General features: G+C 71.7%; 26 protein-coding genes. 11 read left to right on the top strand and 15 right to left on the bottom strand.

Annotated features, from left to right (window positions below):
• Positions 1–13 precede the first annotated feature (13 nt).
• Positions 14–1,102 (top strand): Zn-dependent alcohol dehydrogenase, encoded by a 1,089-nt coding sequence (locus tag IEZ11_RS23770; RefSeq protein ID WP_189264865.1) that lies wholly within the window; start codon positions 14–16, stop codon positions 1,100–1,102.
• Between the two features lie 7 nt (positions 1,103–1,109).
• Here the strand turns inward: IEZ11_RS23770 and IEZ11_RS23765 are convergent, their stop codons facing one another.
• Positions 1,110–2,054 (bottom strand): DMT family transporter, encoded by a 945-nt coding sequence (locus IEZ11_RS23765; protein ID WP_189264864.1) that lies wholly within the window; start codon positions 2,052–2,054, stop codon positions 1,110–1,112.
• A 165-nt stretch (positions 2,055–2,219) separates the two neighbouring features.
• Positions 2,220–2,870 carry a TetR/AcrR family transcriptional regulator gene (locus IEZ11_RS23760; RefSeq protein ID WP_189264863.1) on the bottom strand — a complete coding sequence of 217 codons (651 nt, stop codon included), beginning with the start codon at positions 2,868–2,870 and terminating at the stop codon, positions 2,220–2,222.
• 64 nt (positions 2,871–2,934) lie between these two features.
• Here IEZ11_RS23760 and IEZ11_RS23755 point away from each other — a divergent pair, with 64 nt between their 5' ends.
• The 3 genes from IEZ11_RS23755 to IEZ11_RS23745 all read left to right on the top strand — a co-directional run bounded on the left by IEZ11_RS23755 (position 2,935) and on the right by IEZ11_RS23745 (position 5,148).
• The gene (locus IEZ11_RS23755; RefSeq protein WP_189264922.1) at positions 2,935–4,086 is read left to right on the top strand and encodes an acyl-CoA dehydrogenase family protein; all 1,152 of its coding nucleotides are present in this window, start codon (positions 2,935–2,937) and stop codon (positions 4,084–4,086) included.
• Positions 4,087–4,144: 58 nt separating this feature from the next.
• Complete coding sequence (locus tag IEZ11_RS23750; RefSeq protein WP_189264862.1) at positions 4,145–4,432, top strand: YiaA/YiaB family inner membrane protein; 288 nt, start codon at positions 4,145–4,147, stop codon at positions 4,430–4,432.
• A gap of 92 nt (positions 4,433–4,524) precedes the next feature.
• Positions 4,525–5,148: a TetR/AcrR family transcriptional regulator gene (locus IEZ11_RS23745; protein WP_189264861.1), complete on the top strand. Its 624-nt coding sequence runs from the start codon at positions 4,525–4,527 to the stop codon at positions 5,146–5,148.
• A gap of 14 nt (positions 5,149–5,162) precedes the next feature.
• Here IEZ11_RS23745 and IEZ11_RS23740 read toward each other — a convergent pair whose 3' ends face one another.
• Positions 5,163–5,624, bottom strand: coding sequence for a MaoC family dehydratase (locus IEZ11_RS23740; protein WP_189264860.1), 462 nt, complete (start codon positions 5,622–5,624; stop codon positions 5,163–5,165).
• A 122-nt stretch (positions 5,625–5,746) separates the two neighbouring features.
• Between IEZ11_RS23740 and soxR the strand changes: the two genes are divergently transcribed.
• The gene (gene soxR / locus IEZ11_RS23735; RefSeq protein ID WP_189264859.1) at positions 5,747–6,211 is read left to right on the top strand and encodes a redox-sensitive transcriptional activator SoxR; all 465 of its coding nucleotides are present in this window, start codon (positions 5,747–5,749) and stop codon (positions 6,209–6,211) included.
• A gap of 107 nt (positions 6,212–6,318) precedes the next feature.
• On the opposite strand, the gene IEZ11_RS23730 is transcribed toward soxR, so the two are convergent.
• Together IEZ11_RS23730 and IEZ11_RS23725 are read right to left on the bottom strand one after the other, a co-directional pair.
• Positions 6,319–7,386, bottom strand: coding sequence for an RNA ligase (ATP) (locus IEZ11_RS23730; protein WP_189264858.1), 1,068 nt, complete (start codon positions 7,384–7,386; stop codon positions 6,319–6,321).
• Positions 7,387–7,488: 102 nt separating this feature from the next.
• Positions 7,489–8,397, bottom strand: a complete 909-nt coding sequence (locus IEZ11_RS23725; RefSeq protein ID WP_229713302.1) for a DISARM anti-phage system protein DrmE domain-containing protein — start codon at positions 8,395–8,397, stop codon at positions 7,489–7,491.
• A 268-nt stretch (positions 8,398–8,665) separates the two neighbouring features.
• Between IEZ11_RS23725 and IEZ11_RS23720 the strand changes: the two genes are divergently transcribed.
• A complete protein-coding gene (locus IEZ11_RS23720; RefSeq protein WP_189264856.1) occupies positions 8,666–9,472 on the top strand; it encodes a G1 family glutamic endopeptidase in 807 nt (268 codons plus the stop codon).
• Between the two features lie 243 nt (positions 9,473–9,715).
• Here the strand turns inward: IEZ11_RS23720 and IEZ11_RS23715 are convergent, their stop codons facing one another.
• On the bottom strand, positions 9,716–10,318 hold the full coding sequence (locus tag IEZ11_RS23715) for a hypothetical protein (RefSeq protein ID WP_189264855.1): 603 nt from the start codon (positions 10,316–10,318) through the stop codon (positions 9,716–9,718).
• Between the two features lie 268 nt (positions 10,319–10,586).
• On the opposite strand from IEZ11_RS23715, the gene IEZ11_RS23710 reads away from it, so the two are divergent.
• The gene (locus IEZ11_RS23710; protein ID WP_189264854.1) at positions 10,587–13,373 is read left to right on the top strand and encodes a penicillin acylase family protein; all 2,787 of its coding nucleotides are present in this window, start codon (positions 10,587–10,589) and stop codon (positions 13,371–13,373) included.
• Positions 13,374–13,426: 53 nt separating this feature from the next.
• On the opposite strand, the gene IEZ11_RS23705 is transcribed toward IEZ11_RS23710, so the two are convergent.
• Positions 13,427–14,746 carry a serine-threonine protein kinase gene (locus tag IEZ11_RS23705; protein WP_189264853.1) on the bottom strand — a complete coding sequence of 440 codons (1,320 nt, stop codon included), beginning with the start codon at positions 14,744–14,746 and terminating at the stop codon, positions 13,427–13,429.
• An 80-nt stretch (positions 14,747–14,826) separates the two neighbouring features.
• Positions 14,827–16,062, bottom strand: coding sequence for an exo-beta-N-acetylmuramidase NamZ family protein (locus IEZ11_RS23700; protein ID WP_189264852.1), 1,236 nt, complete (start codon positions 16,060–16,062; stop codon positions 14,827–14,829).
• A 181-nt stretch (positions 16,063–16,243) separates the two neighbouring features.
• On the opposite strand from IEZ11_RS23700, the gene IEZ11_RS23695 reads away from it, so the two are divergent.
• The 4 genes from IEZ11_RS23695 to IEZ11_RS23680 all read left to right on the top strand — a co-directional run bounded on the left by IEZ11_RS23695 (position 16,244) and on the right by IEZ11_RS23680 (position 20,065).
• Complete coding sequence (locus tag IEZ11_RS23695; RefSeq protein ID WP_189264851.1) at positions 16,244–17,008, top strand: SDR family oxidoreductase; 765 nt, start codon at positions 16,244–16,246, stop codon at positions 17,006–17,008.
• A complete protein-coding gene (locus tag IEZ11_RS23690) occupies positions 17,005–18,681 on the top strand; it encodes a class I adenylate-forming enzyme family protein (RefSeq protein WP_189264850.1) in 1,677 nt (558 codons plus the stop codon). The genes IEZ11_RS23695 and IEZ11_RS23690 overlap by 4 nt, the downstream gene beginning before the upstream one ends.
• Positions 18,682–18,710: 29 nt before the next feature.
• Positions 18,711–19,304: a TetR/AcrR family transcriptional regulator gene (locus IEZ11_RS23685; RefSeq protein ID WP_189264849.1), complete on the top strand. Its 594-nt coding sequence runs from the start codon at positions 18,711–18,713 to the stop codon at positions 19,302–19,304.
• A gap of 65 nt (positions 19,305–19,369) precedes the next feature.
• The gene (locus IEZ11_RS23680) at positions 19,370–20,065 is read left to right on the top strand and encodes a type 1 glutamine amidotransferase domain-containing protein (protein WP_189264848.1); all 696 of its coding nucleotides are present in this window, start codon (positions 19,370–19,372) and stop codon (positions 20,063–20,065) included.
• A gap of 62 nt (positions 20,066–20,127) precedes the next feature.
• Here the strand turns inward: IEZ11_RS23680 and IEZ11_RS23675 are convergent, their stop codons facing one another.
• From IEZ11_RS23675 to IEZ11_RS23645, 7 genes are all read right to left on the bottom strand, one after another.
• Complete coding sequence (locus tag IEZ11_RS23675; RefSeq protein ID WP_189264847.1) at positions 20,128–21,342, bottom strand: acyl-CoA dehydrogenase family protein; 1,215 nt, start codon at positions 21,340–21,342, stop codon at positions 20,128–20,130.
• A 6-nt stretch (positions 21,343–21,348) separates the two neighbouring features.
• Complete coding sequence (locus IEZ11_RS23670; protein ID WP_189264846.1) at positions 21,349–22,371, bottom strand: phosphotransferase family protein; 1,023 nt, start codon at positions 22,369–22,371, stop codon at positions 21,349–21,351.
• 167 nt (positions 22,372–22,538) lie between these two features.
• Positions 22,539–22,835: a hypothetical protein gene (locus tag IEZ11_RS23665; RefSeq protein WP_189264845.1), complete on the bottom strand. Its 297-nt coding sequence runs from the start codon at positions 22,833–22,835 to the stop codon at positions 22,539–22,541.
• Positions 22,836–22,990: 155 nt separating this feature from the next.
• The gene (locus IEZ11_RS23660) at positions 22,991–23,305 is read right to left on the bottom strand and encodes a DUF202 domain-containing protein (protein ID WP_189264844.1); all 315 of its coding nucleotides are present in this window, start codon (positions 23,303–23,305) and stop codon (positions 22,991–22,993) included.
• A complete protein-coding gene (locus tag IEZ11_RS23655) occupies positions 23,302–23,694 on the bottom strand; it encodes a YidH family protein (protein ID WP_189264843.1) in 393 nt (130 codons plus the stop codon). Before IEZ11_RS23655 ends, IEZ11_RS23660 begins: the two co-directional genes overlap by 4 nt.
• A 178-nt stretch (positions 23,695–23,872) precedes the next feature.
• Positions 23,873–24,382 (bottom strand): NUDIX hydrolase, encoded by a 510-nt coding sequence (locus IEZ11_RS23650; protein ID WP_189264842.1) that lies wholly within the window; start codon positions 24,380–24,382, stop codon positions 23,873–23,875.
• Positions 24,383–24,415: 33 nt separating this feature from the next.
• Complete coding sequence (locus tag IEZ11_RS23645) at positions 24,416–25,309, bottom strand: DMT family transporter (RefSeq protein ID WP_189264841.1); 894 nt, start codon at positions 25,307–25,309, stop codon at positions 24,416–24,418.
• Between the last annotated feature and the right edge of the window lie 374 nt (positions 25,310–25,683).

Below are 25,683 nucleotides of genomic sequence, written 5' to 3'. Positions count from 1 at the left end.
GGAGGTCGCTCCGATGACTTTCACGGTCCGAGCCGCCGTACTGCCCGCCGTGGGCGCCCCGCTGTCGGTCACCGCGATCGAACTCCCGGACCCCGGTCCCGGCCGGGTCCGGGTCCGGCTGGCCGCCGCCGGGGTCTGCCATTCCGACCTCTCCCTGTCCGACGGCACCATGCGGGTGCCGGTCCCGGCGGTCCTCGGCCACGAGGGCGCGGGCACCGTGGTGGCCGTGGGCGAGGGCGTCACCCGGCTGTCGCCCGGCGACCCGGTCGTCCTCAACTGGGCGCCCTCCTGCGGAAACTGCCACGCCTGCGCGCTCGGCGAGGTCTGGCTGTGCGCCAACGCGCTGAACGGCTCCGCCGACGTGTACGCCCGTGCGGCCGACGGCACCGACCTGCATCCCGGCCTGAACGTGGCGGCCTTCGCCGAGGAGACCGTGGTCGCCGAGTCCTGCGTCCTGCCGCTGCCGGCCGGCGTCCCGCTCACCGACGCGGCCCTGCTCGGCTGCGCGGTCCTCACCGGGTACGGCGCCGTCCACCACTCGGCACGGGTCCGGGCGGGCGAGACGGTCGCCGTGTTCGGGGTCGGCGGGGTGGGCCTGGCCACCGTCCAGGCGGCCCGGATCGCGGGCGCGTCCAGGATCATCGCGGTGGACGTCTCCGCGGCGAAGGAAGGCCTGGCACGGGCGGCGGGCGCCACCGACTACGTCGTCGCCTGCGACACCACACCCCGCGCGATCCGCGCCCTCACCGGCAAGCAGGGCGTCGACGTCGCGGTGGAGTGCGTCGGCCGCGCGGTCAGCATCCGCGCGGCCTGGGAATCCACCCGCCGGGGCGGCCGTACGACGGTGGTCGGCATCGGCGCGAAGAGCGAACAGGTCACCTTCAACGCCCTGGAGCTCTTCCACTGGGGCCGCACCCTCGCCGGCTGCGTCTACGGCAACTCCGACCCGGCCCGCGACCTGCCGGTGCTCGCCGGACACGTCCGGGCGGGCCGCCTGGACCTGACCGCGCTGGTGACGGAACGGATCGCGCTGGAGGACATCCCGGTCGCCTTCGAGAACATGCTCGCGGGCAAGGGCGGCCGGGCGCTGGTCGTCTTCTGAGCGGCCGTCACGGCACCTGTTCGGAGCGGGGTTCCCCGGCCGCCGGCGCGGTCCGGGGAGCGCGCGTCCGCGCCCGGGACCGGGACACCGCCACACCGGCCAGGCACAGCGCCCCGCCCGCCAGGGTGACCGGACCGGGCACCTCGCCGAGGGCCAGCCAGGACATCAGCACCACCAGCGCAGGCACGGCGTACGTCGTCGCGCCCATCCGGCTCGCGGTGGTCCTGGCCAGGGCGTACGCCCAGGTCGTGAAGGCCAGCGCGGTCGGGAAGACACCGAGGTACACCATGTTGAGCGTGGCGGACAGTGGCGCGTCGGCGGCCTGCCGCACCAGCTGCCCGGCGAACGGCAGGCAGGCGACGGCGCCGACGAGACACCCGTACGTCGTCGCCTGGAGCGCGCTCGCGGCGGCCAGCGCGGGCTTCTGGGAGACGACCCCGGCGGCGTAGGCGGCCGCCGCGAGCAGGCACAGCACCACCCCCAGCACCGAGGAGCCGCCCCCGCCGGCCATCGACAGGCCCACGGTCACGGCGCCCGCGAACGACACCGCCATCCCCGCGAGCAGCCGGGGCGGCATGGGGTCACCGAGCAGCCGGGCGCCGAGCAGGGCGATCAGCAGCGGGCCGACGTTGACCACGAGCGCGGCCGTGCCCGCGTCGACCTGCTGCTCGCCCCAGTTGAGGGCGACCATGTAGAAGCCGAACCACAGCACGCCCGATATCCCGATCCCGCGCCAGGCGGACCTGGGCGGCGGCGGTACCCGCCGCACCACACAGATGAGCCCGAGCGCCAGTGCCCCGGCCGACATCCGCCCGAGCGCGAGCGCCCCCGGTGAGTAGGCCGCTCCCGCACTGCGGATCGACACGAAGGCGGAGGCCCAGAGCACGACGGTGACACAGGCGGCGAGGGTCGGCAGCGGGTGCGGTCTGGCCGGGACGGCTTGGTTCGTCATACCGCCGAGGGTAGGGAGCGGAACCGACCGGACGCTGGCGGATTTCGGACGGGGGGCCGGAGCGGGCGGACCCCCATCGCCCTGCGGCACACCTGCTGCCCCGTGAGGGGCGCGGGGAACTGCGCGAGCAACCCCCACCGGCCCGCGGCCGACAACGCGCCGCCCCTACCCCGCTGTCCCCTTCACCTGCGCCAGCTGTTCGCTCAACCCGTCCAGCAACGCCCGCAACCCCGTCTCGAACGCCCGCTCGTCGATCTTCTCCTGGCGTTCCGAGAGGAGATGCGCCTGACCCAGGTGCGGATAGTCGGCCGGGTCGTAGGCGCCCGCGTCGTCCACGAAGCCCCCGGCGAACGAGCCCAGCGCCGAGCCCATGATGAAGTACCGCATCAGCGCCCCGATCGACGTCGCCTGGGCCGGCGGCCAGCCCGCGTCCACCATCGCGCCGTAGACCGCGTCGGCGAGCCGGAGTCCGGCCGGGCGGCGGCCGGGGCCCCGGGCGAGGACCGGGACGATGTTCGGGTGGTCCCGCAGTGCCGTCCGGTACGACACCGCCCAGTCGTGCAGCGCGGTCCGCCAGTCCCGGCGGTCGCCGCCCTCGAACATCGACAGGTCGACCTGTGCGCTGACCGAGTCCGCGACCGCCTCCAGGATCTCGTCCTTGGTGCGGAAGTGGTTGTACAGCGAGGGCCCGCTCACCCCCAGCTCGGCCGCGAGCCGACGGGTCGACACGGCCGCCAGTCCCTCCGCGTCCACGAGTTCCCGTGCCGCCCGGACGATCCGGTCGGTGCTGAGGAGGGGCTTGCGCGGTCGGGCCATGGCGCACATAGTAGGGCTGCGGCAATAAACTAGCAGTGCTAATTTAAACGGGGGTGGTCACATGGTGAACCTGGGACTCAGCGAGGAGCAGACCGCCGTACGGCAGCTCGCCCGGGACTTCGTCGAACGCGAGATCGCCCCGAACGTGATCGCCTGGGACCGTGCCGAGGAGGTCGACCGGGGCATCGTGAAGAAGCTCGGCGAGGTCGGCTTCCTGGGGCTGACCATCGACGAGGAGTACGGCGGCTCGGGCGGCGACCATCTCGCCTACTGCCTGGTGACCGAGGAGCTGGGCCGCGGGGACTCCTCGGTCCGCGGGATCGTGTCGGTCTCCCTCGGGCTGGTGGCCAAGTCGATCGCCGCCTGGGGCACCGAGGCGCAGAAACGGCGCTGGCTGCCGGGGCTCACCTCCGGCGGGTACGTCGGCTGCTTCGGTCTCACCGAGCCCGGCACCGGCTCCGACGCGGGCAACCTGACCACCCGTGCCGTTCGCGACGGCGACGACTACGTGGTCAACGGCACCAAGATGTTCATCACCAACGGCACCTGGGCCGACGTCGTCCTGCTCTTCGCCCGCTCCACCGGCGACCCCGGCCACCGGGGCGTCTCCGCCTTCCTGGTGCCGGCCGACACCCCCGGCCTCACCCGCCGCCCCCTGCACGGCAAGCTCGGCCTGCGCGGCCAGGCCACCGCCGAAGTCGTCCTGGAGGACGTCCGGGTTCCGGCCGCCGCGATGCTCGGCCCGGAGGGCAAGGGCTTCTCGGTGGCCATGTCGGCGCTGGCCAAGGGGCGGATGTCGGTCGCCGCCGGGTGTGTCGGCATAGCGCAGGCCGCGCTGGACGCGGCCGTGGGGTACGCCGGGGAGCGCGAGCAGTTCGGCACACCGATCGCCGGGCACCAGCTCGTCCAGGAGCTGATCAGCGACATCGCCGTGGACGTGGACGCGGCCCGGCTGCTGACCTGGCGGGTCGCCGATCTGATCGACCGGGGGCTGCCGTTCGCCACCGAGTCCTCCAAGGCCAAGCTCTTCGCCTCCGAGGCCGCCGTGCGCGCCGCCAACAACGCCCTCCAGGTCTTCGGCGGTTACGGCTACATCGACGAGTACCCGGCCGGCAAACTCCTGCGCGACGCCCGCGTGATGACCCTCTACGAGGGCACCAGCCAGATCCAGAAGCTGCTCATCGGGCGGGCGCTGACGGGCGTCTCGGCGTTCTGAGTACGTCCTGAGTACCCCGGCGGATGTGGCGCGGGCCACGTTCGCCGATGCTCGGTCCATGAGTGACACGCCAGTAAGACAGCAGAACACGGCCGCCTTCTACGGCCAGGCCGTCGCCTCCTTCGGCATCGCCATGACGGCCACCGTCATCGGCATCTTCCGGTTGCACGCCGACGCCTGGGTCCGTGCCTTCCTGGGCATCGCGGTGCTCTACCTCGTCACCTCCGCCTTCACGCTCGCGAAGGTGATCCGCGACCGCCAGGAGGCCGGGCAGATCGTGAGCCGTGTCGACCAGGCCAGGCTGGAGAAGCTGCTCGCCGAGCACGACCCCTTCGAGAAGCTCTGAAAACCCCGGAAAAGCTCTGAGCGGGCACACTAAGCGCTCGCTCAGCTTCGGCGGTATGGTGGTGCTCCGGTATCGAGAGGGGCGAGCGAGCGATGAGTACGGCGGAGGAGACGACCGGCGGCGAGGTCGAGCCGTGGGAAGAGGTCACCCCTGACGCGGCCCGGCGACTGCTGGTCGCCGCCGTGGAGGCCTTCGCCGAGCGTGGCTACCACGCCACCACCACCCGCGACATCGCGGGGCGGGCCGGCATGAGCCCCGCCGCGCTCTACATCCACTACAAGACCAAGGAGGAGCTGCTCCACCGGATCAGCCGCATCGGTCACGACCGGGCCCTGGAGATCCTCCAGACGGCCGCCCGGCGCGAGGGCACCGCCACCGAGCGGCTCGCCGACGCCGTCAGCTCGTTCGTCCGCTGGCACGCGGGCCGGCGTACCACCGCCCGGGTCGTCCAGTACGAACTCGACGCCCTCGGGCCCGACGCCCGTGCCGAGATCCTCGACCTGCGCCGCCAGGTCGACGCCGAGGTCCGCGGGATCATCCAGGAGGGCGTCGAGTCCGGTGAGTTCGACGTCATCGACATCCACGGCACCACCCTCGCGGTGCTGTCGCTCTCCATCGACGTGGCCCGCTGGTTCAACGTGCACGGCCCCCGGACCCCCGAGGAGGTCGGCGCGCTCTACGCCGACCTCGTGCTGCGGATGGTCGGGGCCGGGTAGCCGCCCCGCCGCCCTCAGAGGTAGTACCGGGACACCGACTCCGCGACGCAGACCGGCTTGTCGCCGCCCTCGCGCTCCACGCTGAAGGCGACGGTCACCTGGACCCCGCCCGGGACGTCCTCCGCGCCGGTGATCCTCGCGGTGGCGCGCAGCCGGGAGCCGACCGGGACGGGCGAGGGGAAACGGACCTTGTTGGTGCCGTAGTTCACGCCCATCCGCACGCCCTCGACCTTGATCAGCTGGGGGCCGAAGAGCGGGAGCAGCGACAGGGTCAGGTAGCCGTGCGCGATGGTCGTGCCGAACGGGCCGGCGGCCGCCTTCTCCGGGTCCACGTGGATCCACTGGTGGTCGCCGGTCGCCTCCGCGAACAGGTCGATCCGCTTCTGGTCGACCTCCAGCCAGTCGCTGTGGCCCAGCTGCTCGCCCACGGCCGCCTTCAGCTCGTCGGGGGAGGTGAAGATCCTCGGTTCTGCCATGTTGCCGGCCCTCTCGCGGTCGCGGGATCACGCGTACATTGTCTAAGCAACTGCTTAGCATGGTCCGGTGCGGGCCCTCTGTCAACGGACCGCGGCCCGTACGGGTGGGTAGTCTCTGCGAGGTGCCGCAGATTCCCGAGAAGATCCACGAGCTGAGTGTGGGCCAGCTGTCCGCGCGCAGCGGCGCCGCCGTCTCCGCGTTGCACTTCTACGAGTCCAAGGGCCTCATCAGCAGCCGCCGGACGGCCGGCAACCAGCGCCGCTACACCCGCGACACGCTGCGCCGGGTGGCCTTCGTCCGGGCGGCGCAGCGGGTCGGCATCCCCCTCGCGACGATCCGCGAGGCCCTCGCGGAGCTTCCCGAGGAGCGGACGCCGACCCGGGAGGACTGGGCGCGTCTGTCGGAGGCGTGGCGCGCGGAACTCGACGAACGCATCAGGCAGCTCAACCGCCTGCGCGACCATCTGACGGACTGCATCGGGTGCGGATGCCTGTCCTTGAGCAGCTGCGTGCTGTCCAACCCCGACGACGCGATCGGCCGGCGCCTGGCGGGCTCGCGCCTCCTGCCGGAGGCCGGGCGGCCGTAGGCGGGGTGCGGGCCCGGTGGGGGCTGGTCGCGCAGTTCCCCGCGCCCCTGACGGGGCGCTGCACCCGGCGCATCTCCTCAGCCGCGGGCCCCCCGCCCCCCCGTCGCCTACTCGAACTCGGTCCCGCCCTTTCGTGTCAGGTACGCCGGGCTCACCGCCTTCGCGATGGCCCGCCCCCCGGTCACCGGGCTGTACCGCTCCATGACCGGCCGGATCACCACGCCCTCCCGCAGGTGCAGCCCGCGCCCGGACACGGTCTCCCGGCCGCTCGCCACCTCCAGCACCCGGTCGATGTCGTACGGCCCCTCGAACAACGTCGGCACCAGCGGCAGTTCGCCCTCAAGGAACTCCGCCGCGGCCAGCCACCGCACCGCTCCGCCGATCTCCGCCGACACGTCGAACGCGGCGTACCCGAGCGACTCCCGTCGCCCGTCGGCACCGTAGGTCAGGTCCTGGACCCCCGCGCCGAACACCTCCCCGAAGATCCCGACCCGGCGGGCGCCGAGCCGGTCTGCGAGCCGCCGGGCCGCCTCGGCGACGCCGTGGCCGCGTGTCGCCCGCCAGTAGAGGTTGCGCGGATCCTCCTTGAGGGCCAGGGACCTCGCGCCGAAGCCCTTGGAGGAGACGTACACCCGGTCCTCGTCGGCGGCATACGTGAGCAGGCACGCCGAGCCGTGCAGCTTCTCGGTGAGGACCACCGGTTCGCCGGGCTCGAAGATGCCGGGGTAGCGCTGGATGTTCTCGATGTCGACCCAGGACAACAGGCCGGGTGCCGACTCGACGTCCCCGTCCATGGTGGGCGGGACCGGCGGCACCCACTTGGTGATGCCGAGGACCGCCGCGAAGTCGGTGCCCTCCGCCGCCGCGCGCGCCAGGTCCACGCCCGCCAGCGCCTTCGGCCGGCACACGATGCCCTGCGACAGCTCACCGCGCAGCCGCACCGCCCTGACCCGGTCCGCGTCGCTCCCCGCCAGCCGCCCGGTCAGCCCCAGTTCCTCGATCAGCGCGGCCGGCAGCACGGCCTGTTCGGGGATGTACAGGGCGGTCTCGCCGGTGCGGTACACGCCCTTGGCGACGACCGCGCGGTACAGGCCCACCTGGGCCAGCTCCAGCGCGTCGGCGTCGGGGTGTTCGTGGACGGTCAGCACTTCGGCGGTGACGCGCAGCGTCGACATCGGTACTCCTCGCTCGGAGAGAACGCATGGGTTGCTCAGCTGGGTTTCATCGGACCCAACTCTCCGGACGGGAAAGGGGTGGAACCAGCGGATTAGCCGCTGCTATGGCGTCGCGGGCCACTCCCAGCGGATACCGAAGCGGCAGGGGCCGGCGGCCAGCGCCACCGCGTGCACCGAGCCCGCGGTGTCCAGGCGCAGCGGGTGGGCCCGCGGACGGGCGTCCAGCGCCGTGCTGCGGAAGGAGTAACAGGCCGACGGCAGCGCCTCGGTGGCGAAGCGGACCTCCAGCAGGTGCTCCCGCATGGGTACATGGATGGCGGTCTCCAACCGCTGCGAGTACGGCCGGGGTTCGCGGTGTTCGAGGGTGTAGTCGACGATCACGGTCTCCCCGCGGGCCAGTGGGTGGTCGAACAGCAGCTCCGCCGCCACCAGACCGTCCTCCGGGATCTCGACGACCCGGCCGAGCCGGCCGGGCGGCGCGAGCCGGATCCGGGGCGGTGGCCCGGGGGAGTCCAGCCGGTACAGCGCGATCCAGCGGTCGGCGCCGTCGGCCTCGGCGCGCAGCAGCCGGCGGCTGGCCAGCGAGGCCGGGCGGCGGTCGGGGCCGACCTCCAGGCGGTTGTGACAGCTCAGCCGGGTCAGGCTGTCGTCCCAGCGGGTGTCGATCGTGTCCAGGGCGGCGCTGATGTCACGGCGCTCCGACCAGGTCTCGGCCAGCCCGGGATGGCCGGGCGGCGGCGGCAGCCAGCGGCCGCGCGGGCGGGGCGGGCCGAGCAGGCCGCTCAGCGCGGCCGGCGGCAGCCGCAGGACGTCCTCCAGGGCGGCCAGCGCGGCCAGTGACTGTTTGCGCTCGGGACGGTAACGCCCGGACTGCCAGGAGCTGAGCGTCGCCGTTGCCACCGGGGTGCCCCGACGCCGCAGCCGGTGGTGGATCCGGTCGAGGCTCAGTCCGCTGGCGGCGATGGCGGCCCGCAGCGCCTCGGGAAACGGCCCCTCGGGTCTGGATGTCACATGCACCAGTCTTGGCCGGGGGGTGCGCGGGGGCGGAACCCCGTTGCCGGGATGTTGGAGCAGTGTTGCCCGATATTTGATCGAACTCGGGTGAACCTGTTGGGCTCCTGTCGAATTTCCGCCGCGTTTCGGCGTCAAATCCCGCAATACTGAACGCCCTTGACGGTCTTGTCATGGTCATGGAGCGGGCGGAAGCTGCTGTCGTCCCCGGTGGAAGATCGCCCGGACCGCCGGAGGCGTCCCCCACTCCCTTCCGTGACGGAGAGTCATGTCAGCGAGAGCTTCCGCCAGTATCGTCCTCGCCACCGCGGCCGCGCTCAGCGCCGCCCTCGCCACCCCGGCGCTCGCCGCCGCCCCGCACCTCACCGCGCACGCCCCCGCCCAGCTCACCCGGGCCGTCGCGAGCCACGAGAGCCACGCCCTGCGCGGTCTGTCGAGGCCCGGCACGGCCAACGCCACCGTCTCCTCCACCAACTGGTCCGGCTACGCCGCCACCGGCTCCTCCGGCGCCTACACCTCGGTGACCTCCTCCTGGACCCAGCCGTCCGTCAGCTGCGGCTCGGCCACCACGTACTCCTCGTTCTGGGTCGGCCTGGACGGCTACAGCAACTCCGCGCTGGAGCAGACCGGCACCGAGGCCGACTGCATCAACGGCACGGCCGTCTACGGCGCCTGGTGGGAGGTGCTGCCCGCGTCCGAGAGTGCCTACTCCGGGGTCACCGTCAAGGGCGGCGACAAGTTCACCGCCACCGTGACCTACAACGGCAGCACCTTCGCCATGACCCTCACGGACTCCACCCAGGGCTGGACGAAGACCACCACGCACGCCGGCTCCTCCGGCTTCAAGAACGCCTCCGCCGAGGTCGTCGCGGAGGCCCCCGAGGTGGGCGGTTCGGTGGCGAGCCTCGCCAACTTCGGCACCGTGACCTTCACGGGCGCGAAGGCGAACGGCTCCAACCTCGACAGCTTCTCGCCGACCGAGATCGTGATGACCAAGAGCAGCGGCTCCACCGTGCGCGCCCAGCCGGGCACGATATCCGGCGGCAGCTTCGCGGACACCTGGAAGGCCAGCTGACCACCGCTTTCCGAGCGGCTGTCCGGCGGATCGGGTCGCGGGAAACCGGCGGCGGCCTGTCGGCGTCCGTACGCGGGGCGTGGTACGTGCGGCCGCGAGGCGGGGGAGGGAGGCGGCGCGGCGGGGGCGCCTCCCGGCCGGAGGTCGGGGGGAGTGCGTGCCACGTCCCGCATCTGCGGCCTGAACCGCCGGACGGGCCCTGACAGTTGGGGGGTGCGGCATCCCCGGCGCACCCCCACGTGGTCAGGCCGACATGAGCAGCCGCCCGCGCCTGGCGTAGGCCAGGGCCTCGGGGGTGAGCACCGGACGCGGCACCAGGATCCCGCAGTCCGTGCAGACCGGACCGGCGGAGGGCTCGTGGTCCAGGTCGTACTTCCAGATGAGGCGCTCCCCGGCGCAGACCGGGCAGGCCGTGCCCGGCTCGCGCTCCAGGGCGGCGATCAGCCGTCGCAGCACCTCGGCGAGTGGTTCGTCGGGATGGACCCGTGGGTCGTCGCACCAGGCCACTCCGAATCCGCCCCAGGTCAGCCGGTGCCAGTCGTCCACGCTGCCCGGGCGGCGCAGCCCGTCGTGCTTCTCCTTCTTGCGGCGCTCGGCGAACCCGCCCTCATAGGCGAGCCATACCGTCCGCGCCTCCTCCAGCTCCTCCAGCGCGCCCACGAGACGCACCGGATCGGGGGACCGGTCCTCGGGACCGAACCCGGCCCGCGAGCAGAGATGGTCCCAGGTCGCGCGGTGCCCGTAAGGAGCGAACCGCTCCAGGCACTTGCGCAGCGAGTAACGCCGTAGCGCCAGATCGCACCGTGGGTCTCGGACCTGTCTCGCCAGACTCCGGAAACCGGCCATCGCCCTGCACCTCCGTCACACCTGCACCTGTACTTCGGTCACTTCGGCGTCGCCGCACGGGCTCCGCGCGGCGTTGCCGTATAGACGTATCGACACTGGAATCGGCTCCATCGGATTTCCGATGCCGTCCATAAGGCCGCCCGCCTTGACCGACGGCCGGTGATACCGCCGACTCGGGCGACCACTCCAAAACTTGACGCATGTTCATCTTCAATCCCGGGGATACCGGCGGTAACGTCCAGCACCACCCCCGTCGTGAGGAGCCGCCATGCCCCGGCGCACCAGACATCACGCGTTGTTCGACAGACTGAGAACTCCCCGCAAGCTCCCCGGGTTCCTGAAAGCCGCATCCGTATGCGTTCTGATCGCCGGCCTGCTCTCCCCGCTGGCCGGGGCGACCACCGCGGCGGCCGCGGCTTCCAACGACTACTGCGGCGGCCAGTGTTCCGACATCCTGCCGCCCGGTGAGAACGGCAACGCGACGCTCGCCCAGATCCTGCTCAACCAGGCCTTCGGCACCCAGCCCTCCCATGCCGAGGACCAGCTCGGCCCCTACAACAACCTGGCCACGGGCTACTCCACCCTCACCGACGCGAAGATCAACACGTTCTTCAACGACTCGTCGTTCGGGGTCGCTTCCAGTCAAGTCGCCTCCACGGAGAATCCGGCCGGCCGCACCGACGTCACCATCGTCCGCGACAAGGCCACCGGGGTGCCGCACATCACCGGTACCACCAGATACGGCACGGAGTTCGGTGCCGGGTATGCCGCCGCTGAGGACCGGCTGTGGCTCATGGACGTGTTCCGGCACGTCGGGCGCGGCCAGCTCACCACCTTCGCCGGTGGCGTCGCCTCCAACCAGGGGCTTGAGCAGGAGTTCTACCGCAACGCCCCGTACACCGAGGCGGACCTCCAGGCGCAGATCGACAACGCCGTCGCCAACAACGGCGCCCGCGGCCAGCAGGCCCTGGCGGACGCCAACGCCTACCTCGCCGGCATCAACTCCTACATCGACGCCTCCGACAGCGGCCGGTACTTCCCCGGCGAGTACGTGCTGACCGGGCACAAGGACTCGATCACCAACGCCGGCACGATCGACCACTTCAAGATCACCGACCTGGTGGCGCTGGCGTCCGTGATCGGCACGCTGTTCGGCTCCGGCGGCGGAGGCGAGGTCAACAACGCGATATCGCTGCTCGCCGCCCAGGCGAAGTACGGTGTGACCGAGGGCACCAAGGTCTGGGAGTCGTTCCGTGAGCGCAACGACCCCGAGGCGGTGCTCACCGTCCACAACGGCGAGAGCTTCCCGTACGGCACCAAGCCGTCCGACCCGCAGGGCGAGGCCCTGCCGGACGCCGGTTCGGTGACCACCGAGCCGCTGGTCTACAACGCCACCGGCACCGGCGCGGACCAGAGCGCCAGCGCGGCCTCCGCGGCGGCGACCGCGACCGCCCTCAGCTCGGCCAAGCGCGGGATGTCCAACGCCCTGGTCGTCAGCGGCAAGTACACCGCGAGCGGTCACCCCATCGCCGTGTTCGGACCGCAGACCGGCTACTTCGCCCCGCAGCTGCTCATGCTCCAGGAGATCCAGGGCCCGGGCATCAGCGCCCGCGGCGCCTCCTTCGCCGGCCTGAGCATGTACGTCGAACTGGGCCGCGGCCAGGACTACGCGTGGTCCGCCACCACCTCCGGCCAGGACATCATCGACTCCTACGCGGTCGAACTCTGCCAGGACGACTACCACTACCTGTTCCACGGCACCTGCACGGCCATGGACGAGGTCGAGCAGACCAACTCCTGGAAGCCGACCACGGCCGACAGCACGGCCGCCGGCTCCTACACCATGAGAGTGTGGAAAACCAAGTACGGCCCGGTCGAGTACCGGGCCACCGTCGGCGGGAAGAAGGTCGCCTACACCACCCTGAGATCCTCGTACATGCACGAGGCCGACTCGATCATCGGCTTCCAGATGCTCAACGACCCCGACTACGTGAACAGCCCGCAGACCTTCCAGAGCGCGGCGCAGCACATCAACTTCACGTTCAACTGGTTCTACGCCGACTCCTCGCACACCGCGTACTACAACAGCGGCAACAACCCGGTGCGGGCGAGCGGGGTCGACCCCGAGTTCCCGGTCTGGGGCCAGGCCGCCTACGAGTGGCAGAACTGGGACCCGACCACCAACACGGCCGACTACACCCCGGCCTCCCAGCACCCCCAGTCGGTCGACCAGGACTACTACATCTCCTGGAACAACAAACAGGCACTGAACTACACGACCGCGAGCTGGGGTGACGGCTCGGTCCACCGCGGCAACCTGCTGAACGACCGGGTCAAGAAACTCGTCGCGGCCGGCGGTGTCACCAGATCCGCACTGGTCAAGGCCATGGCGGACGCGTCGCTCACGGACCTGCGCGCCGAGGACGTGCTGCCGGACATGCTGAAGGTGATCAACAGCAGTACGGTGACCGACTCCACGGCCGCCGCGGCCGTCACCAAGCTCCAGACCTGGCTGACCGCGGGCGGCAAACGCACGGAGACCTCGGCGGGCTCGAAGACGTACGCCAACGCCGACGCCATCCGGATCCTGGACGCCTGGTGGCCCTTGCTGGTGAAGGCCGAGTTCCAGCCCGGCCTCGGTGACGACCTGTACACGGCGTTGACCAACAACCTGTACATCGACGAGACCCCGTCGGCCGCCCACGGGCCGACCGGAGCGCATGCCGGCAGCTCCTTCCAGTACGGCTGGTGGAGTTATGTCGACAAGGACCTCCGTTCGGTGCTCGGGCAGACCGTGTCGGGACCGCTCGCCGAGCAGTACTGCGGCGGCGGCAGCCTCAGCGCCTGCCGGGACATCCTGATCAGCACCCTGAAGACGGCGGCCGGCACCAGCGCGTCCACCGTCTACCCCGGGGACTCGCTGTGCTCGGCGGGCGACCAGTGGTGCGCCGACTCGATCGTCCAGCGCACCCTGGGCGGTATCAAGCACTACAACATCAGCTGGCAGAACCGGCCGACCTTCCAGCAGGTCGTGGAGTTCACGTCACACCGGTGAGCCGAACTCCGGTGAGCCGAACTCCGGTCAGCTGACGCCCCACGGCGGCGGGGTCACGCGATGTGCCCCGCCGTCAGCACCACCCGGGCCAGTTCGGGGTGCACGATGTCGCTGTGCGCCCCGGACGGCGGCCCGCCCTTCTTGACGACCGCCGCCGCGTCGACGTTCACGCAGCCCGGCGCGGCGAGCGGGCCGTGCAGCGCCGCCGCCAGGTCCAGGGCACGGGTGCCCGGCACCTCCTGGACGCCGTCGTGGCCCATCGCTCCCCACCTGTCGCCCAGCATCCGCCCCACGTCCTCGCCCAGCGCCGACTCGCAGTCGTCCGCCATCCGGGAGGCCAGCGGGTACATCGTGCCGAGCGCCTCGTCGAAGTGGGAGTAACAGCACACCAGCGGGCCGTCGATCCGGTTCTGCTGCCCCTGGAGCACCCCGCCGGCGCGCGGATCGTGGGGCAGCCGGGCGGCGAACGCGTAGTGCGAGAAGGCCCCCTGCAGCAGGGTCACGGACTTCACCGTGCGCACCCCGTCCGGCAGCCCGCGCAGTGCGAACGACACCAGCCGCCCGCCGAAGCTGTGCCCGACCAGATGCACCCGCACGTCCGGTGCCACCCCGGCCAGCTGCCCGATCACCGGACCGAGCCCACGCTCCCCGACGGTCCCCGCGCGCCGCTTCATCGCGTAGTACGTCGCCTGCCTGAGCAGCTCCTTCGCGCCGTCCCAGGGGTTCGGCAGCGTGAACCTGGCCGCGGCACCTCCCCCGTGGAGCGCGGTGAGCGCCGCCGCGAACTCCTCGCACAGGGCCGTCGTGTCCCCGGTGAACAGCACCGGGTCGCTCTGCGGGACGCCCTCCGCGAGCGTGTCCGCCGCGAACAGCGGCTGCGGGCCGCCCGGGAGGACCTCGACCAGCAGCCGGACCAGGCGGCCGAACTCCTCCAGCTCGCCGGCCGGCCGCTGGTCCAGCATCCGCGCGAGCTGGTCGACCACGGTGGCCCGCCCCGGGAACGTCCCCAGGAGGGCGTGCCGGGTGTCCTTGTCGAGGACGGGGGCCGGCGACTCCTCCGCCTCCGTGGCCACCACCGACTTCGGGAAGTCGGGGATCGGCTCGTCGCAGAACATCATCGACGGCCAGATCACCCCGGCGTACCCGATCCGTGCCTTCGGCGCGAGCTTCGGGATCGGCGCGAAGAACCGCCGGTACAGGGCGGTCGCCCCGGACCGGTCGTTGTTCCAGCCGTGCGCGAAGACGATCAGGTCATGGACGTCGTGGCCGCCGATCTCGCCCAGCAGCCGGTCGCGTTCGGCGCCGTCGGGGTCCCCGTCCGCGTCGAAGGTCAGCTCCCAGTAGGGAGCCACACTCATCCCAGGATCCGCCATACCAGGCTCCTCGTCCCCCGAACCGGTGCGATGTGGGCGCATCGTCCTGCTGCGGGGCAAGGTTGGCCATACGCCGCGCCTCACCTGTAGAGGAGAAATTCCTTTCGGATCCGGCGGAAAGCGGCGAGTTCGTCCTGCCAGGCGCCGACGATCTCGTCCGGGCCCGCGCCGGCGTCGGTCATCGTGCGCACGCGCGTGGATCCGGTGAGCCTGTCGATCCAGTCGTCCGGCCGCCAGGCGAAGCCGCTCCACACCTTCTTCGCGGTGACCAGGAGGGCGATCCCGGTGCGTACCGGGTCGTAGGCGGCCCGGTCGTGCACATGGATCTGCACCCCGCCGACGGTCCGGCCCTGGAACTTGGAGAAGACGGGCGCGAAGTACGCCTCCCGGAACCGCACGCCCGGCAGCGCGAGCTCGTTGGCGGCGGCCGCCCAGCGCGCGTCGATGCCCTCGGCGCCGAGCAGTTCGAAGGGGCGGGTGGTGCCGCGCCCCTCGGACAGGTTCGTGCCCTCGAAGAGACAGGTCCCCGAGTACACCAGGGCGGTGTCAGGAGTGGGCATGTTGGGGCTCGGCGGCACCCACGGCAGCCCGTACGCGTCGAAGAAGCGGGAGCGCCGCCAGCCCGTCATCGGTACGACGTCCAGGGCCACCGGCGGGTCCAGGAACTCCGCGTTGAACAGCCGCGCGAGCTCGCCGACCGTCATCCCGTGCGCCTGTGCGACCGGCTGCCGGCCGACGAAACTCGCGAACTCCCGGTGCAGCACCGGACCCTGGGCGGCGCGGCCGGTCACCGGGTTCGGGCGGTCCAGCACCACGAAGCGCTTTCCGGCCAGCCGGGCGGCCTCCATACAGTCGTAGAGCGTCCAGATGTACGTGTAGAAACGGGCGCCGACGTCCTGGATGTCGAAGACGACCGTGTCCACGCCGGAGGCGGTGAAGACGTCGGCGAGGGGCTGTCCGCTCTTGAGGTACGTGTCGTAGACGGGGAGGCCGGTCGCCGGGTCGTCGTGGCGGCCCTCGGAGCCGCCGGCCTGCGCGGTGCCGCGGAAACCGTGCTCCGGGCCGAAGACCGCGGTGAGGTTCACGCGCGGGTCGGCGTGCATGACGTCGACGATGTGACGGGCGTCGGGGGTGATGCCGGTGGGGTTGGTGACGATGCCGGTCTTCTGGGCGGCGAGGAGGGTGTAGCCGTCGGCGGAGAGGTGGTCGAAACCGGTCTTGAGGTGGCCGTGGGCGTCGGCTGTTGTCGCTGTGGGTAGGGCTGTCATGGCTGCTGCCGTGGCCGCGGTGAGCAGACTTCGTCTGGACGGGCGCAATGGGGTGGCCTCCGTCGTCGTCCGGGTGCGGGCCGCATGGGGCTGGTCGCGCAGTTCCCCGCGCCCCTTTGGGACGCGCTGCAGCTTAGGGGGTGTGACGGTCGGCCTTTTCTCAAACATACCGACCGGTTAGTGTGTCGGTGCTGAGCCGAGTCTGGTCGCGTCGTGTCGAAGGAGACCGATGGTGGGAGCCGTGCAAGATGCCCGAGTCGTCGTCACCGGGGCGGGAGGGGGTATCGGGGCCGCCCTCGCCCGTCGGTTCGCCGCCGAGGGCGCCCGCGTCGTCGTGAACGACCTGGACGGGGACAGAGCGGCCGCCGTCGCCGAGGAGATCGGCGGGATCGCCCTTCCCGGGGACGCGTCCGGCATCGTCGGCGCCGCCCGGGACGCGCTCGGCGGGAGCGTCGACGTCTACTGCGCCAACGCCGGGCTCGCTTCCGGCGGGTCCGAGGCGGCCGACGCGGCGGTGTGGGAGTCGGCCTGGGACGTCAACGTCATGGCGCACGTACGGGCCGCCCAGGAGCTGGTGCCGGGGTGGCTGGAGCGCGGGAGCGGGCGGTTCGTGTCCACCGTGTCCGCCGCCGGACTGCTCACCATGATCGGGGCCGCGCCCTACAGCGTGACCAAGCACGCCGCGTACGCCTTCGCCGAGTGGCTGTCGCTGACCTACCGGCACCGGGGCCTTAAGGTGCACGCCATCTGTCCGCAGGGCGTCCGCACCGACATGCTCGCCGCCACCGGAAGCGCGGGCGACATCGTGCTCCAGCCGACCGCCATCGAACCGGAGGCCGTCGCCGACGCGCTGTTCAAGGGGATGGCGGAGGACCGTTTCCTGATCCTGCCGCACCCCGAGGTCGCCGGGTTCTACCAGGCACGGGCCGCCGACCCGGACCGCTGGCTGACGAACATGAACCACATCCAGCAGAAGTGGGAGGCCACCCGGTGACCGTGTCGGAGACCGAGTCGATCTACGCCGCCCGGCCCTGGACGGGGCTGCTCAACGAGGCCCAGCGCGGACCGGTCGATCCGCCCGCCTCGCTGGTGCACGCGCTGCGCACCGCCGTGGCCGAGGCGCCCGACCGCACCTGCCTCACCTACTTCGACGCCCGCCTCAGCTTCCGCGAGGTCGACGAGCTGAGCGACTCGGTCGCCGCGTACCTCGCCGCGCGCGGCCTGGAGCGCGGCGACCGGGTCGCCGTCATCCTCCAGAACTCGCCGCACTTCGTGCTCGCGCTGCTCGGCGCCTGGAAGGCGGGCGCGACCGTCGTGCCGGTCAACCCGATGTACAAGTCGGGGGAGGTCTCCCACGTCCTGCGGGACGCCGAGGCGGCCGCGCTGGTCTGCTCGCAGCGCGCCTGGGAGTCGTACCTGCGCGACACGGCGGCCGGCTCGCCGGTGCGGATCGTGCTCACCGCCAGCGAGCTGGACTTCCAGACGCGTGACGATCCGCGCGTGCTGACCTTCGAGCGGCTGCCGCAGGCGGCGGACGCCGAGGACCTGGTCGCCGTCGCACGGCAGGGCGGCAAGGCGCCGGAGGGACGGGACCCGGAGCCGTCCGACATCGCGCTGATCAGCTACACCTCGGGGACCAGCGGCACCCCCAAGGGCGCCACCAACCTGCACGGCAACATCATGTACAACGCGGAGCGGCAGCGGACCGGGCTCGCGCTGCCCGACGCGCCGGTCTACTACGCCCTCGCGCCCCTCTTCCACATCACGGGCATGGTCTGCCAGCTCGGCGCCTGCCTCACCAGCGTGGGCACGCTCGTGCTGACCTACCGCTTCGAGGCGGGCCTGGTCCTCGAGGCGTTCGCCGAGCACCGCCCGCAGTACACGGTCGGGCCCTCCACCGCCTTCATGGCCCTGGCCGCCCACCCCGACGTCACCCCGGAGCACTTCGCCTCCTTCGTCAACATCTCCTCGGGGGGCGCACCGCTGCCGCCGGCCCTGGTCGAGAAGTTCCGCGCCGGGTTCGGGCCGTACATCCGCAACGGCTACGGGCTGACCGAGTGCACCGCGCCCTGCGCCTCGGTGCCGCCGGACCTGGAAGCGCCCGTGGACCCCGTCTCCGGGACCCTCGCGGTCGGGGTGCCCGGTCCGGACGGCGTCGTCCGCATCATCGACGACCGGGGCGAGGAGGTGCCCTTCGGCGAGCAGGGCGAGATCGCCGTGCGCGGGCCGCAGGTGGTGCCCGGGTACTGGCGGCGGCCCGAGGCCACCGCCGAGACCTTCCCGGACGGCGAACTGCGCACCGGCGACATCGGGTTCATGGACCCGCAGGGCTGGCTGTACGTCGTCGACCGCAAGAAGGACATGATCAACGCGTCCGGCTTCAAGGTCTGGCCGCGCGAGGTCGAGGACGTGCTCTACACCCACCCGGCGGTACGCGAGGCGGCCGTCGTCGGGATTCCGGACGGCTACCGCGGGGAGACCGTCAAGGCCTACATCAGTCTTCGCCCGGGTGCTGCAACCGATCCGGACGATCTCGCCCTCTATTGCAAGGAGAGACTGGCGGCCTACAAGTATCCGCGCCAGGTGGAGATCCTGCCCGACCTGCCGAAGACGGCAAGTGGGAAGATCCTCCGACGGGAACTGCGTTCCCGACCGCAACAGGATTAGCAGACATACGAGAAAGGCAGGTGGCGGCTGTGTCCAGGACGACGGACGGAGACGGGGCTCCTGTTCCGCAGCGGCTCCTCGCCGCCGCCACCCGGCTCTTCGCCGAGCAGGGCTACGACCGGACCTCGGTGCAGGAGATCGTGGAGGCGGCCGGCGTCACCAAGGGTGCGCTGTACCACTACTTCGGCTCCAAGGACGACCTCCTGCACGAGGTGTACGCGCGTGTGCTGCGCGTCCAGCAGGAGCGGCTCGACGCCTTCGCGAACGCGGACGAGCCGATCGAGAAGCGGCTGCGGGGCGCGGCGGCGGACGTGGTCGTCACGACCATCGAGAACCTCGACGACGCGATGATCTTCTTCCGGTCCATGCACCACCTGAGCCCGGAGAAGAACAAGCAGGTGCGCGCCGAGCGCCGGCGCTACCACGAACGCTTCCGGGCGCTCGTCGAGGAGGGCCAGCGCGAGGGCGTCTTCTCCACCGCGACCCCGGCCGACCTCGTCGTCGACTACCACTTCGGCTCGGTCCACCACCTGTCGACCTGGTACCGCCCCGACGGCCCGATGACCCCGCAGGAGGTCGCCGACCACCTCGCCGACCTGTTGCTGAGGGCACTGCGTCCCTGAAGCGCCTAGGCTGGATGGCCTGGATTCCTCTCAGCGCGGACTCGGGGGGAAGGAGACCGAGTGCGATGGCGAAAGTCCTGTTCATCGTCAGCGGAGCCACTTACTGGGTACTCAAGGACGGCACCAGATACGCGACCGGCTACTGGGCCGAAGAGTTCGCCATGCCCTACAAGAAGCTCACGGAAGCCGGGCACGAGGTCGTGGTCGGGACGCCCCGCGGCGTGACCCCGAACGTCGACATGATGAGCCTGCGTCCGTCGATGGCCGGCGGGGAGGAGATGGCCCTCGAACTGGAGGAGATCATCCGGTCCGCCGAGGTGATGCGGCGTCCCCTCAAGCTCTCGGACATCCGCCTGGAGGACTACGACGCGGTGTATCTGCCCGGCGGCCACGGCCCGATGGCCGACCTGGCGTTCGACGCCGACTGCGGCCGCCTGCTCACCGCCCAGCTCGCCTCCGGCAGGCCGCTCGCGATCGTGTGCCACGCCCCCGCCTCGATCCTCGCCACCAGGATCCACGGGAAGTCGCCCTTCGAGGGATACCGCATCACCTGCTTCACCGACGAGGAGGAGGAAGCCGTCGGGCTGGCCTCCCGGGCACCGTACCTGCTGGAGACGGAGCTGAAGGAGAAGGTCGGCATCGACTTCAGCCGCGGCCCGATGTGGGAGCCCTACATGGTCGAGGACCGTAATCTCGTCACCGGCCAGAACCCCCATTCGGCGGCGATCCTGGCCGAGCACCTGCTCCAGATCCTCAAGTAGGCGACGGCGAAGGGCCGGTGCGGGCATCAGGAATGCCCGCACCGGCCGGAACCGCGCGTCGCCTACAGGTACTTCTTCAGCTCCCGGCGCGCCAGCGAGCGCTGGTGCACCTCGTCCGGGCCGTCGGCGATCATCAGCGTGCGGGCCCCGGCGTACAGGTCGGCCAGCGGGAAGTCCTGGCTGACACCGCCCGCGCCGTGCAGCTGGATCGCGCGGTCGATGATGCCGACGACCGCCCGCGGCGTGGCGATCTTGATGGCCTGGATCTCGGCATGGGCGCCCCGGTTGCCGACGGTGTCCATCAGCCAGGCCGTCTTCAGGACCAGCAGCCGCAGCTGCTCGACGGTCACCCGGGCGTCGGCGATCCAGTTGTGCACCACACCCTGCTGGGCCAGCGCCTTCCCGAAGGCGGTCCGGGAGACGGCCCGCCTGCACATCAGCTCGATCGCCCGCTCGGCCATGCCGATCAGCCGCATGCAGTGGTGGATCCGGCCCGGACCGAGCCGGGCCTGGGCGATGGCGAAGCCGCCGCCCTCCTCGCCGACCAGGTTCGACACCGGCACGCGCGCGTGGTCGAAGACCACCTCGGCGTGGCCGCCGTGCGAGTGGTCCTCGTAGCCGAAGACCTGCATCGCCCGCTTCACGGTGACGCCCGGGGTGTCGCGCGGGACCAGCACCATGGACTGCTGGCGCCGGATGTCGGAGCCGTCCGGGTCGGTCTTGCCCATCACGATGAAGATCCTGCAGTCCGGGTTCATCGCCCCGGAGATGTACCACTTGCGGCCGGTGATGACGTAGTCGTCGCCGTCCCGCTCGATGTACGTGGTGATGTTGGTGGCGTCCGAGGAGGCCACCTCCGGCTCGGTCATGGCGAACGCGGAGCGGATCTCACCGGCCAGCAGCGGCTCCAGCCACTGCTTCTTCTGCGCGTCGTCGCCGAACTGGGCCAGCACCTCCATGTTGCCGGTGTCCGGGGCCGCGCAGTTCAGCGCGGTGGGCGCCAGGTGCGGGGAGCGGCCGGTGATCTCGGCGAGCGGCGCGTACTGGAGGTTGGTGAGCCCGGCGCCGTACTCGGCGTCCGGGAGGAAGAGGTTCCACAGGCCCTGCCTGCGCGCCTCCGCCTTCAGCTCGCCGACCACGGCCGGGGTGTCCCACGGCGAGGCCAGCGCGGCGCGCTGCTCCTCGGCGACCGCCTCGGCCGGGTAGACGTACTCGTCCATGAAGGCGAGCAGCTTGGCGCGCAGTTCCTCGGTGCGCGCGTCGAACGCGAAGTCCATGGCCGGTCAGCCTTCCTGAAGAGTGGTCAGTCCGTGGTCGATGAAGACGGGGACGAGCTCGCCGATCCGGTCGAAGCCCTGCCCGAGCGTCTGGCCCAGCGTGTACCGGTAGTGGATGCCCTCCAGGATCACGGCGAGCTTGAACCAGGCGAACGCCGTGTACCAGGAGATGTGCGAGACGTCCCGTCCCGAGCGGGCCGCGTAGCGCTCGACCAGCTCCCGCGGGTCCGGGTGGCCCGGTGCCTCGGCGGTCGTCGACACCGGTGAGTCCGGCGCGCCCAGCGGCAGGCTGTACATCACCAGCAGGCCCAGGTCGGTCAGCGGGTCGCCGAGCGTCGACATCTCCCAGTCGAGAATCGCCTTGATCCGGTCGTCGTCGCCGATCAGGACGTTGTCCAGGCGGTAGTCGCCGTGGATCACCGTGGGCACGGGGGACTGCGGCAGCCGGCGGCCCAGGGTCGCGTGCAGCTCGTCGATGCCGGCCAGGTCGCGGTTGCGGGAGGCGTCCAGCTGCTTGCCCCAGCGGCGCAGCTGGCGGTCCAGGAAGCCCTCGGGGCGGCCGAAGTCGGCGAGGCCGACCTGCGCGGGGTCCACGGCGTGCAGCTCGACCAGCGTGTCCACCAGGGAGAGCACGGCGTCACGGGTGCGCTCGGGGCCGAGCGGGAGGAGCTGCTCGGAGGTGCGGTACGGGGTGCCCGCCACGAACTCCATCACGTAGAACGGCGCGCCGAGGACCTCCTCGTCCTCGCACAGCAGCACCGGGCGCGGCACCGGCACCTCGGTCGGGTACAGCGCGCTGATCACCCGGTGCTCGCGCTTCATGTCGTGCGCGGTGGCCAGGACATGGCCCAGCGGCGGCCGTCGTACGACCCACTTCGAGGTGGTGTCGGAGACCGCGTAGGTGAGGTTCGACCGGCCGCCCTCGATCAGCCTTCCGGTCAGCGGACCGGTCACCAGGCCGGGGTGCTCGCGGTCGAGCAGGCCACGCAGCCGGTCGAGATCGAGTCCGGGCGGATGGTCGGGGCTCATGCATCGCTCCTACGAACGAATGAACAGGACCCGACTCATGATGCCGACCAGTCGGTATGTCGTCCAGCAGGAGAACCAAACGTGACCGGGACCACCCTACGGCCGGACCGGTGGGCGACGGCTCCCCGCATGCGCGGAGCGGGGAGCAGTCAGGGGCGAGGGGCGGCTCAGTGGTCGTCCCAGTGGCCGTCGTGCTCGGCGTGCCGGTGGCCGTCGTGCAGGTAGTCGATGTGGTCGCCGTGCAGGACGCCGGCGTGCCCGCAGCCCTCTCCGTGCCGGTGCTCGTGCGCCTCGTGGGTGATGTGGCCGTCGGGCTCGCACTCGTCCCAGTGGCCGCCGTGCTCGCGGTGCAGATGCCCGTTGTGCGCGTAGTCGACGTGGTCGCCGTGCGGCACCTGGTCGTGCCCGCAGTCCGGTCCGTGGCTGTGGCCGTGCGCGGTGTGTTCCTGGTGGAGCGTGGTCATGGTGCTCGCCTTCGGGGTGCGGGGTTCGGGGGTGTGGCGTGACGCCGACGGACAGGCTGCCATGCGAAAGGTGCATATGCGGGCATCCCGGTTGCGTGGCGTCGATACGGCGGCCCCGAGGTGCCGGCGGGCCGAGCGGGGCGCCGGGCCCGGTCCTACACGACCAGCGCGGCGGCACACACGGCGAGGAGCACCGTGCACAGCACCGCCCCGGCCGCCTGCCGGGGGGCCAGCGCCGCGGGGCGGTCGGCGACCGCGAGGGCGCGGATACGGCGGTGGGCGATCAGGAGGAAGCCCAGCCACAGGGCGCAGCAGGCGGCACAGGCGACCACGCCGGCGACCGAGGTGCTGCCGTGCAGCGCGGTCTTCGCCGCGAGTACGCCGGCGACGGTCGCGGAGAGGGTCGTACGGCGCCAGGCCAGCCGGGTCCGCTCCGGCTGGAGCCCGGGGTCGCGGGCGGGCTCCTTCACCCCTCCCACCCGACGAGCACCACGACGACCATCGCGACGGCGACCACGGCGATGACCACGCTCAGCAGTGCCGGGAACCGGGACACCGGCAGGTCCTCACCGCGCCGCATCGCCCGCTCGCAGCGCATCCAGTGGTTCACGGCCCGCAGCGAGCACAGGACGCCCGCGGCGAGAAGCGCCAGGGCGAGGCCGATGCGCCAGCCCCGGCCGAGGTCGGGCAGGAACTGGTCCACGGCGAATCCGCCGCCGATGAGGGCGAGGGCGGTGCGCAGCCAGGCCAGGAAGGTCCGCTCGTTGGCGAGGGAGAAGCGGTAGTCGGGGGTCGTCCCCTCCTGCCGCACGACCTCGGGGGCGAACCAGAGGCGGACGTTCCGCACGAATTCGATCACGTGTAGGAAGCCTACCGGGGGGTGGTTGCCGGGGTCGTTCGGGTGCGGGCCGGTGGGGGGCTGGTCGCGCAGTTCCCCGCGCCCCTTACGGGGCGACTCGGCTGCGGGCAGGCGTGCCGCAGGGCGGCACGGGTGGGCGCAGCGGCACCCTGCCGGCGCCGGTAAGCGTCCCCCCGCCTCAGCCCCGCCACTCCCGCAGCCGCTCCCACGCCGCCAGCCCGTCCGGCACCCACTCCCACTCCCCGAGGCGAGCGGACAGCTCCTCCTCGCTCAGGAAGTCGTGCCAGGCCACCTCCTCCACCTGCGGCCGCACCGGCAGCTCGCAGCGCACCTCGTACACCGCCGACCACCAGCTCTGCCCGGCGCCGTCGTCGTACAGGAACTTGAAGAGGAACGTCGGCCGGGGGAGACCGCTGACGCCCAGTTCCTCCTCGGCCTCCCGCAGGGCCGCGTCGTCGTAGGACTCGCCCGCCCCCACCACACCCCCGACGAACATGTCGTACAGGGAGGGGAAGACCAGCTTGGTCGGGGTGCGGCGGTGCACGAAGACGCGGCCGGCGGCGTCGCGGGCCCGGATGAAGACGCAGCGGTGGCGCAGGCCCCGGGCGTACGCCTCGCCGCGCGGGGACGTGCCGATCACCTGGTCGTGCTCGTCGACGATGTCGAGGATCTCGTCAGCAGCGCTCATGCCGCCATCCAAGCAGGCGGGCGCCCGTCGGCGTCAGCGCGGCTGGAGGTTCAGCGAGGGCTCCTTCGGCGCCGTACCGCGCGGCATCGCGGGATGCAGCCCGAGCAGCACGATGCCCGCCACGATCGCCGCGAGCCCGGCCGCCTCCCAGGCCAGTGCCCCGGTGTCGGTGCGCAGCCGGTCCCCGAGGAAGCCGACCCCGCAGAGGATCCCGGCGAGCGGCTGGGCGGCGGTGAGCGCGGGCAGCGAGTTGCGCAGCTCCGCCGTCTCGAACGCGCTCTGCACGAGGATCAGCCCGGTGACCCCGAGGACCAGCACACCGTACGGCTGCCAGCCGGTCAGGACCTCCATGATGCCGCCCTCGGAGAAGCGGGTGCCGGTGACCCGGGTCAGCGCGTCCTGGACGCCGTAGAGCAGCCCGGCGGCGAGGGCGAGCAGGGTGGGGCCCGAGCTGAGGCGGGACCGCTTGGCGTAGGTCGTGAGCAGCAGGGCCACGCCCACCATCACGCCGATGATCAGCCAGTGCCGTGCCGGGTTGGTCACGGCGTCGCCACCGCGCGGCTGGCCGGCCAGGATGAACGTGGTCACCCCGCCCGCGAGCAGGATGAGGCCCGCCCAGCCCTGGTGGCTGAGGGGGTGCTTGGTCTGGTGCCGGGAGAGCGCGAGGGCGAACAGGAGGTTCGTCGCGAGCAGCGGCTCGACGAGGGAGATCTCGCCCTTGCCGAGGGCGATCGCGCCGAGGACCATGCCGGCCACCATCAGGCCGATACCGCCGAGCCAGCGCGGCACCCTCATCAGGTCGAGCAGCAGCCGCGGCGACAGGAAGTCGCTGAGCGGTGCCTTCTGGGCGACGTTCTGCTGGAGCACGAACCCGAAGCCCAGGCAACAGGCCGCGCTCACGGCGAGAATCAGAACCAGAACGGACACGCTGCGTACCTCGATCTGCGGCCGGGTTACGGAGTGCGTAGTGGCCGACTGTAGCGCTCCCGGATGGGGATTGCTCCGGAGTACCCGGAACCGGGCGGTTGACTCGGTCACGCCGCCCGGGTCGATCACGGTGGGCGGATCGGGGCGGCGGCGGGACCCTACGGCCATGGTCCGACGCCCGGGCGACCGGCGCCATGGCGTACGCCACAACCGGAACCGGATGCCCTGCGGCCACGGTACGCCAACCCGGCCCCGGCGCGCGTCAAGTTCCTCTCTACGCAAGGTAGTTGAACGGAGTACCAGCCCCGTTCGGCTTGACGCAAAGTCTTGGCTGCGGGTTTGCTGTGCGTGATCGGCCGATGGCAGCCCGACAA

The sequence above is a fragment of the Streptomyces fuscichromogenes genome, from assembly GCF_014645815.1.
Taxonomy (GTDB): Bacteria; Actinomycetota; Actinomycetes; order Streptomycetales; family Streptomycetaceae; genus Streptomyces; species Streptomyces fuscichromogenes.
This window is presented reverse-complemented; position numbering and strand designations above follow the sequence as displayed.

Excerpts from the sequence above, each read along its gene's own strand:
- IEZ11_RS23760 (WP_189264863.1), bottom strand. The coding sequence starts at position 2,870 with ATGGCCCGACCGCGCAAGCCCCTCCTCAGCACCGACCGGATCGTCCGG.
- IEZ11_RS23740 (WP_189264860.1), bottom strand. The coding sequence starts at position 5,624 with ATGGCAGAACCGAGGATCTTCACCTCCCCCGACGAGCTGAAGGCGGCC.
- IEZ11_RS23680 (WP_189264848.1), top strand. The coding sequence starts at position 19,370 with ATGGCGAAAGTCCTGTTCATCGTCAGCGGAGCCACTTACTGGGTACTC.
- IEZ11_RS23750 (WP_189264862.1), top strand. The coding sequence starts at position 4,145 with ATGAGTGACACGCCAGTAAGACAGCAGAACACGGCCGCCTTCTACGGC.
- IEZ11_RS23765 (WP_189264864.1), bottom strand. The coding sequence starts at position 2,054 with ATGACGAACCAAGCCGTCCCGGCCAGACCGCACCCGCTGCCGACCCTC.
- IEZ11_RS23730 (WP_189264858.1), bottom strand. The coding sequence starts at position 7,386 with ATGTCGACGCTGCGCGTCACCGCCGAAGTGCTGACCGTCCACGAACAC.
- IEZ11_RS23650 (WP_189264842.1), bottom strand. The coding sequence starts at position 24,382 with ATGAGCGCTGCTGACGAGATCCTCGACATCGTCGACGAGCACGACCAG.
- IEZ11_RS23770 (WP_189264865.1), top strand. The coding sequence starts at position 14 with ATGACTTTCACGGTCCGAGCCGCCGTACTGCCCGCCGTGGGCGCCCCG.
- IEZ11_RS23705 (WP_189264853.1), bottom strand. The coding sequence starts at position 14,746 with ATGGCGGATCCTGGGATGAGTGTGGCTCCCTACTGGGAGCTGACCTTC.
- IEZ11_RS23745 (WP_189264861.1), top strand. The coding sequence starts at position 4,525 with ATGAGTACGGCGGAGGAGACGACCGGCGGCGAGGTCGAGCCGTGGGAA.
- IEZ11_RS23715 (WP_189264855.1), bottom strand. The coding sequence starts at position 10,318 with ATGGCCGGTTTCCGGAGTCTGGCGAGACAGGTCCGAGACCCACGGTGC.
- IEZ11_RS23695 (WP_189264851.1), top strand. The coding sequence starts at position 16,244 with ATGGTGGGAGCCGTGCAAGATGCCCGAGTCGTCGTCACCGGGGCGGGA.
- IEZ11_RS23720 (WP_189264856.1), top strand. The coding sequence starts at position 8,666 with ATGTCAGCGAGAGCTTCCGCCAGTATCGTCCTCGCCACCGCGGCCGCG.
- IEZ11_RS23670 (WP_189264846.1), bottom strand. The coding sequence starts at position 22,371 with ATGAGCCCCGACCATCCGCCCGGACTCGATCTCGACCGGCTGCGTGGC.
- IEZ11_RS23665 (WP_189264845.1), bottom strand. The coding sequence starts at position 22,835 with ATGACCACGCTCCACCAGGAACACACCGCGCACGGCCACAGCCACGGA.
- IEZ11_RS23710 (WP_189264854.1), top strand. The coding sequence starts at position 10,587 with ATGCCCCGGCGCACCAGACATCACGCGTTGTTCGACAGACTGAGAACT.
- IEZ11_RS23675 (WP_189264847.1), bottom strand. The coding sequence starts at position 21,342 with ATGGACTTCGCGTTCGACGCGCGCACCGAGGAACTGCGCGCCAAGCTG.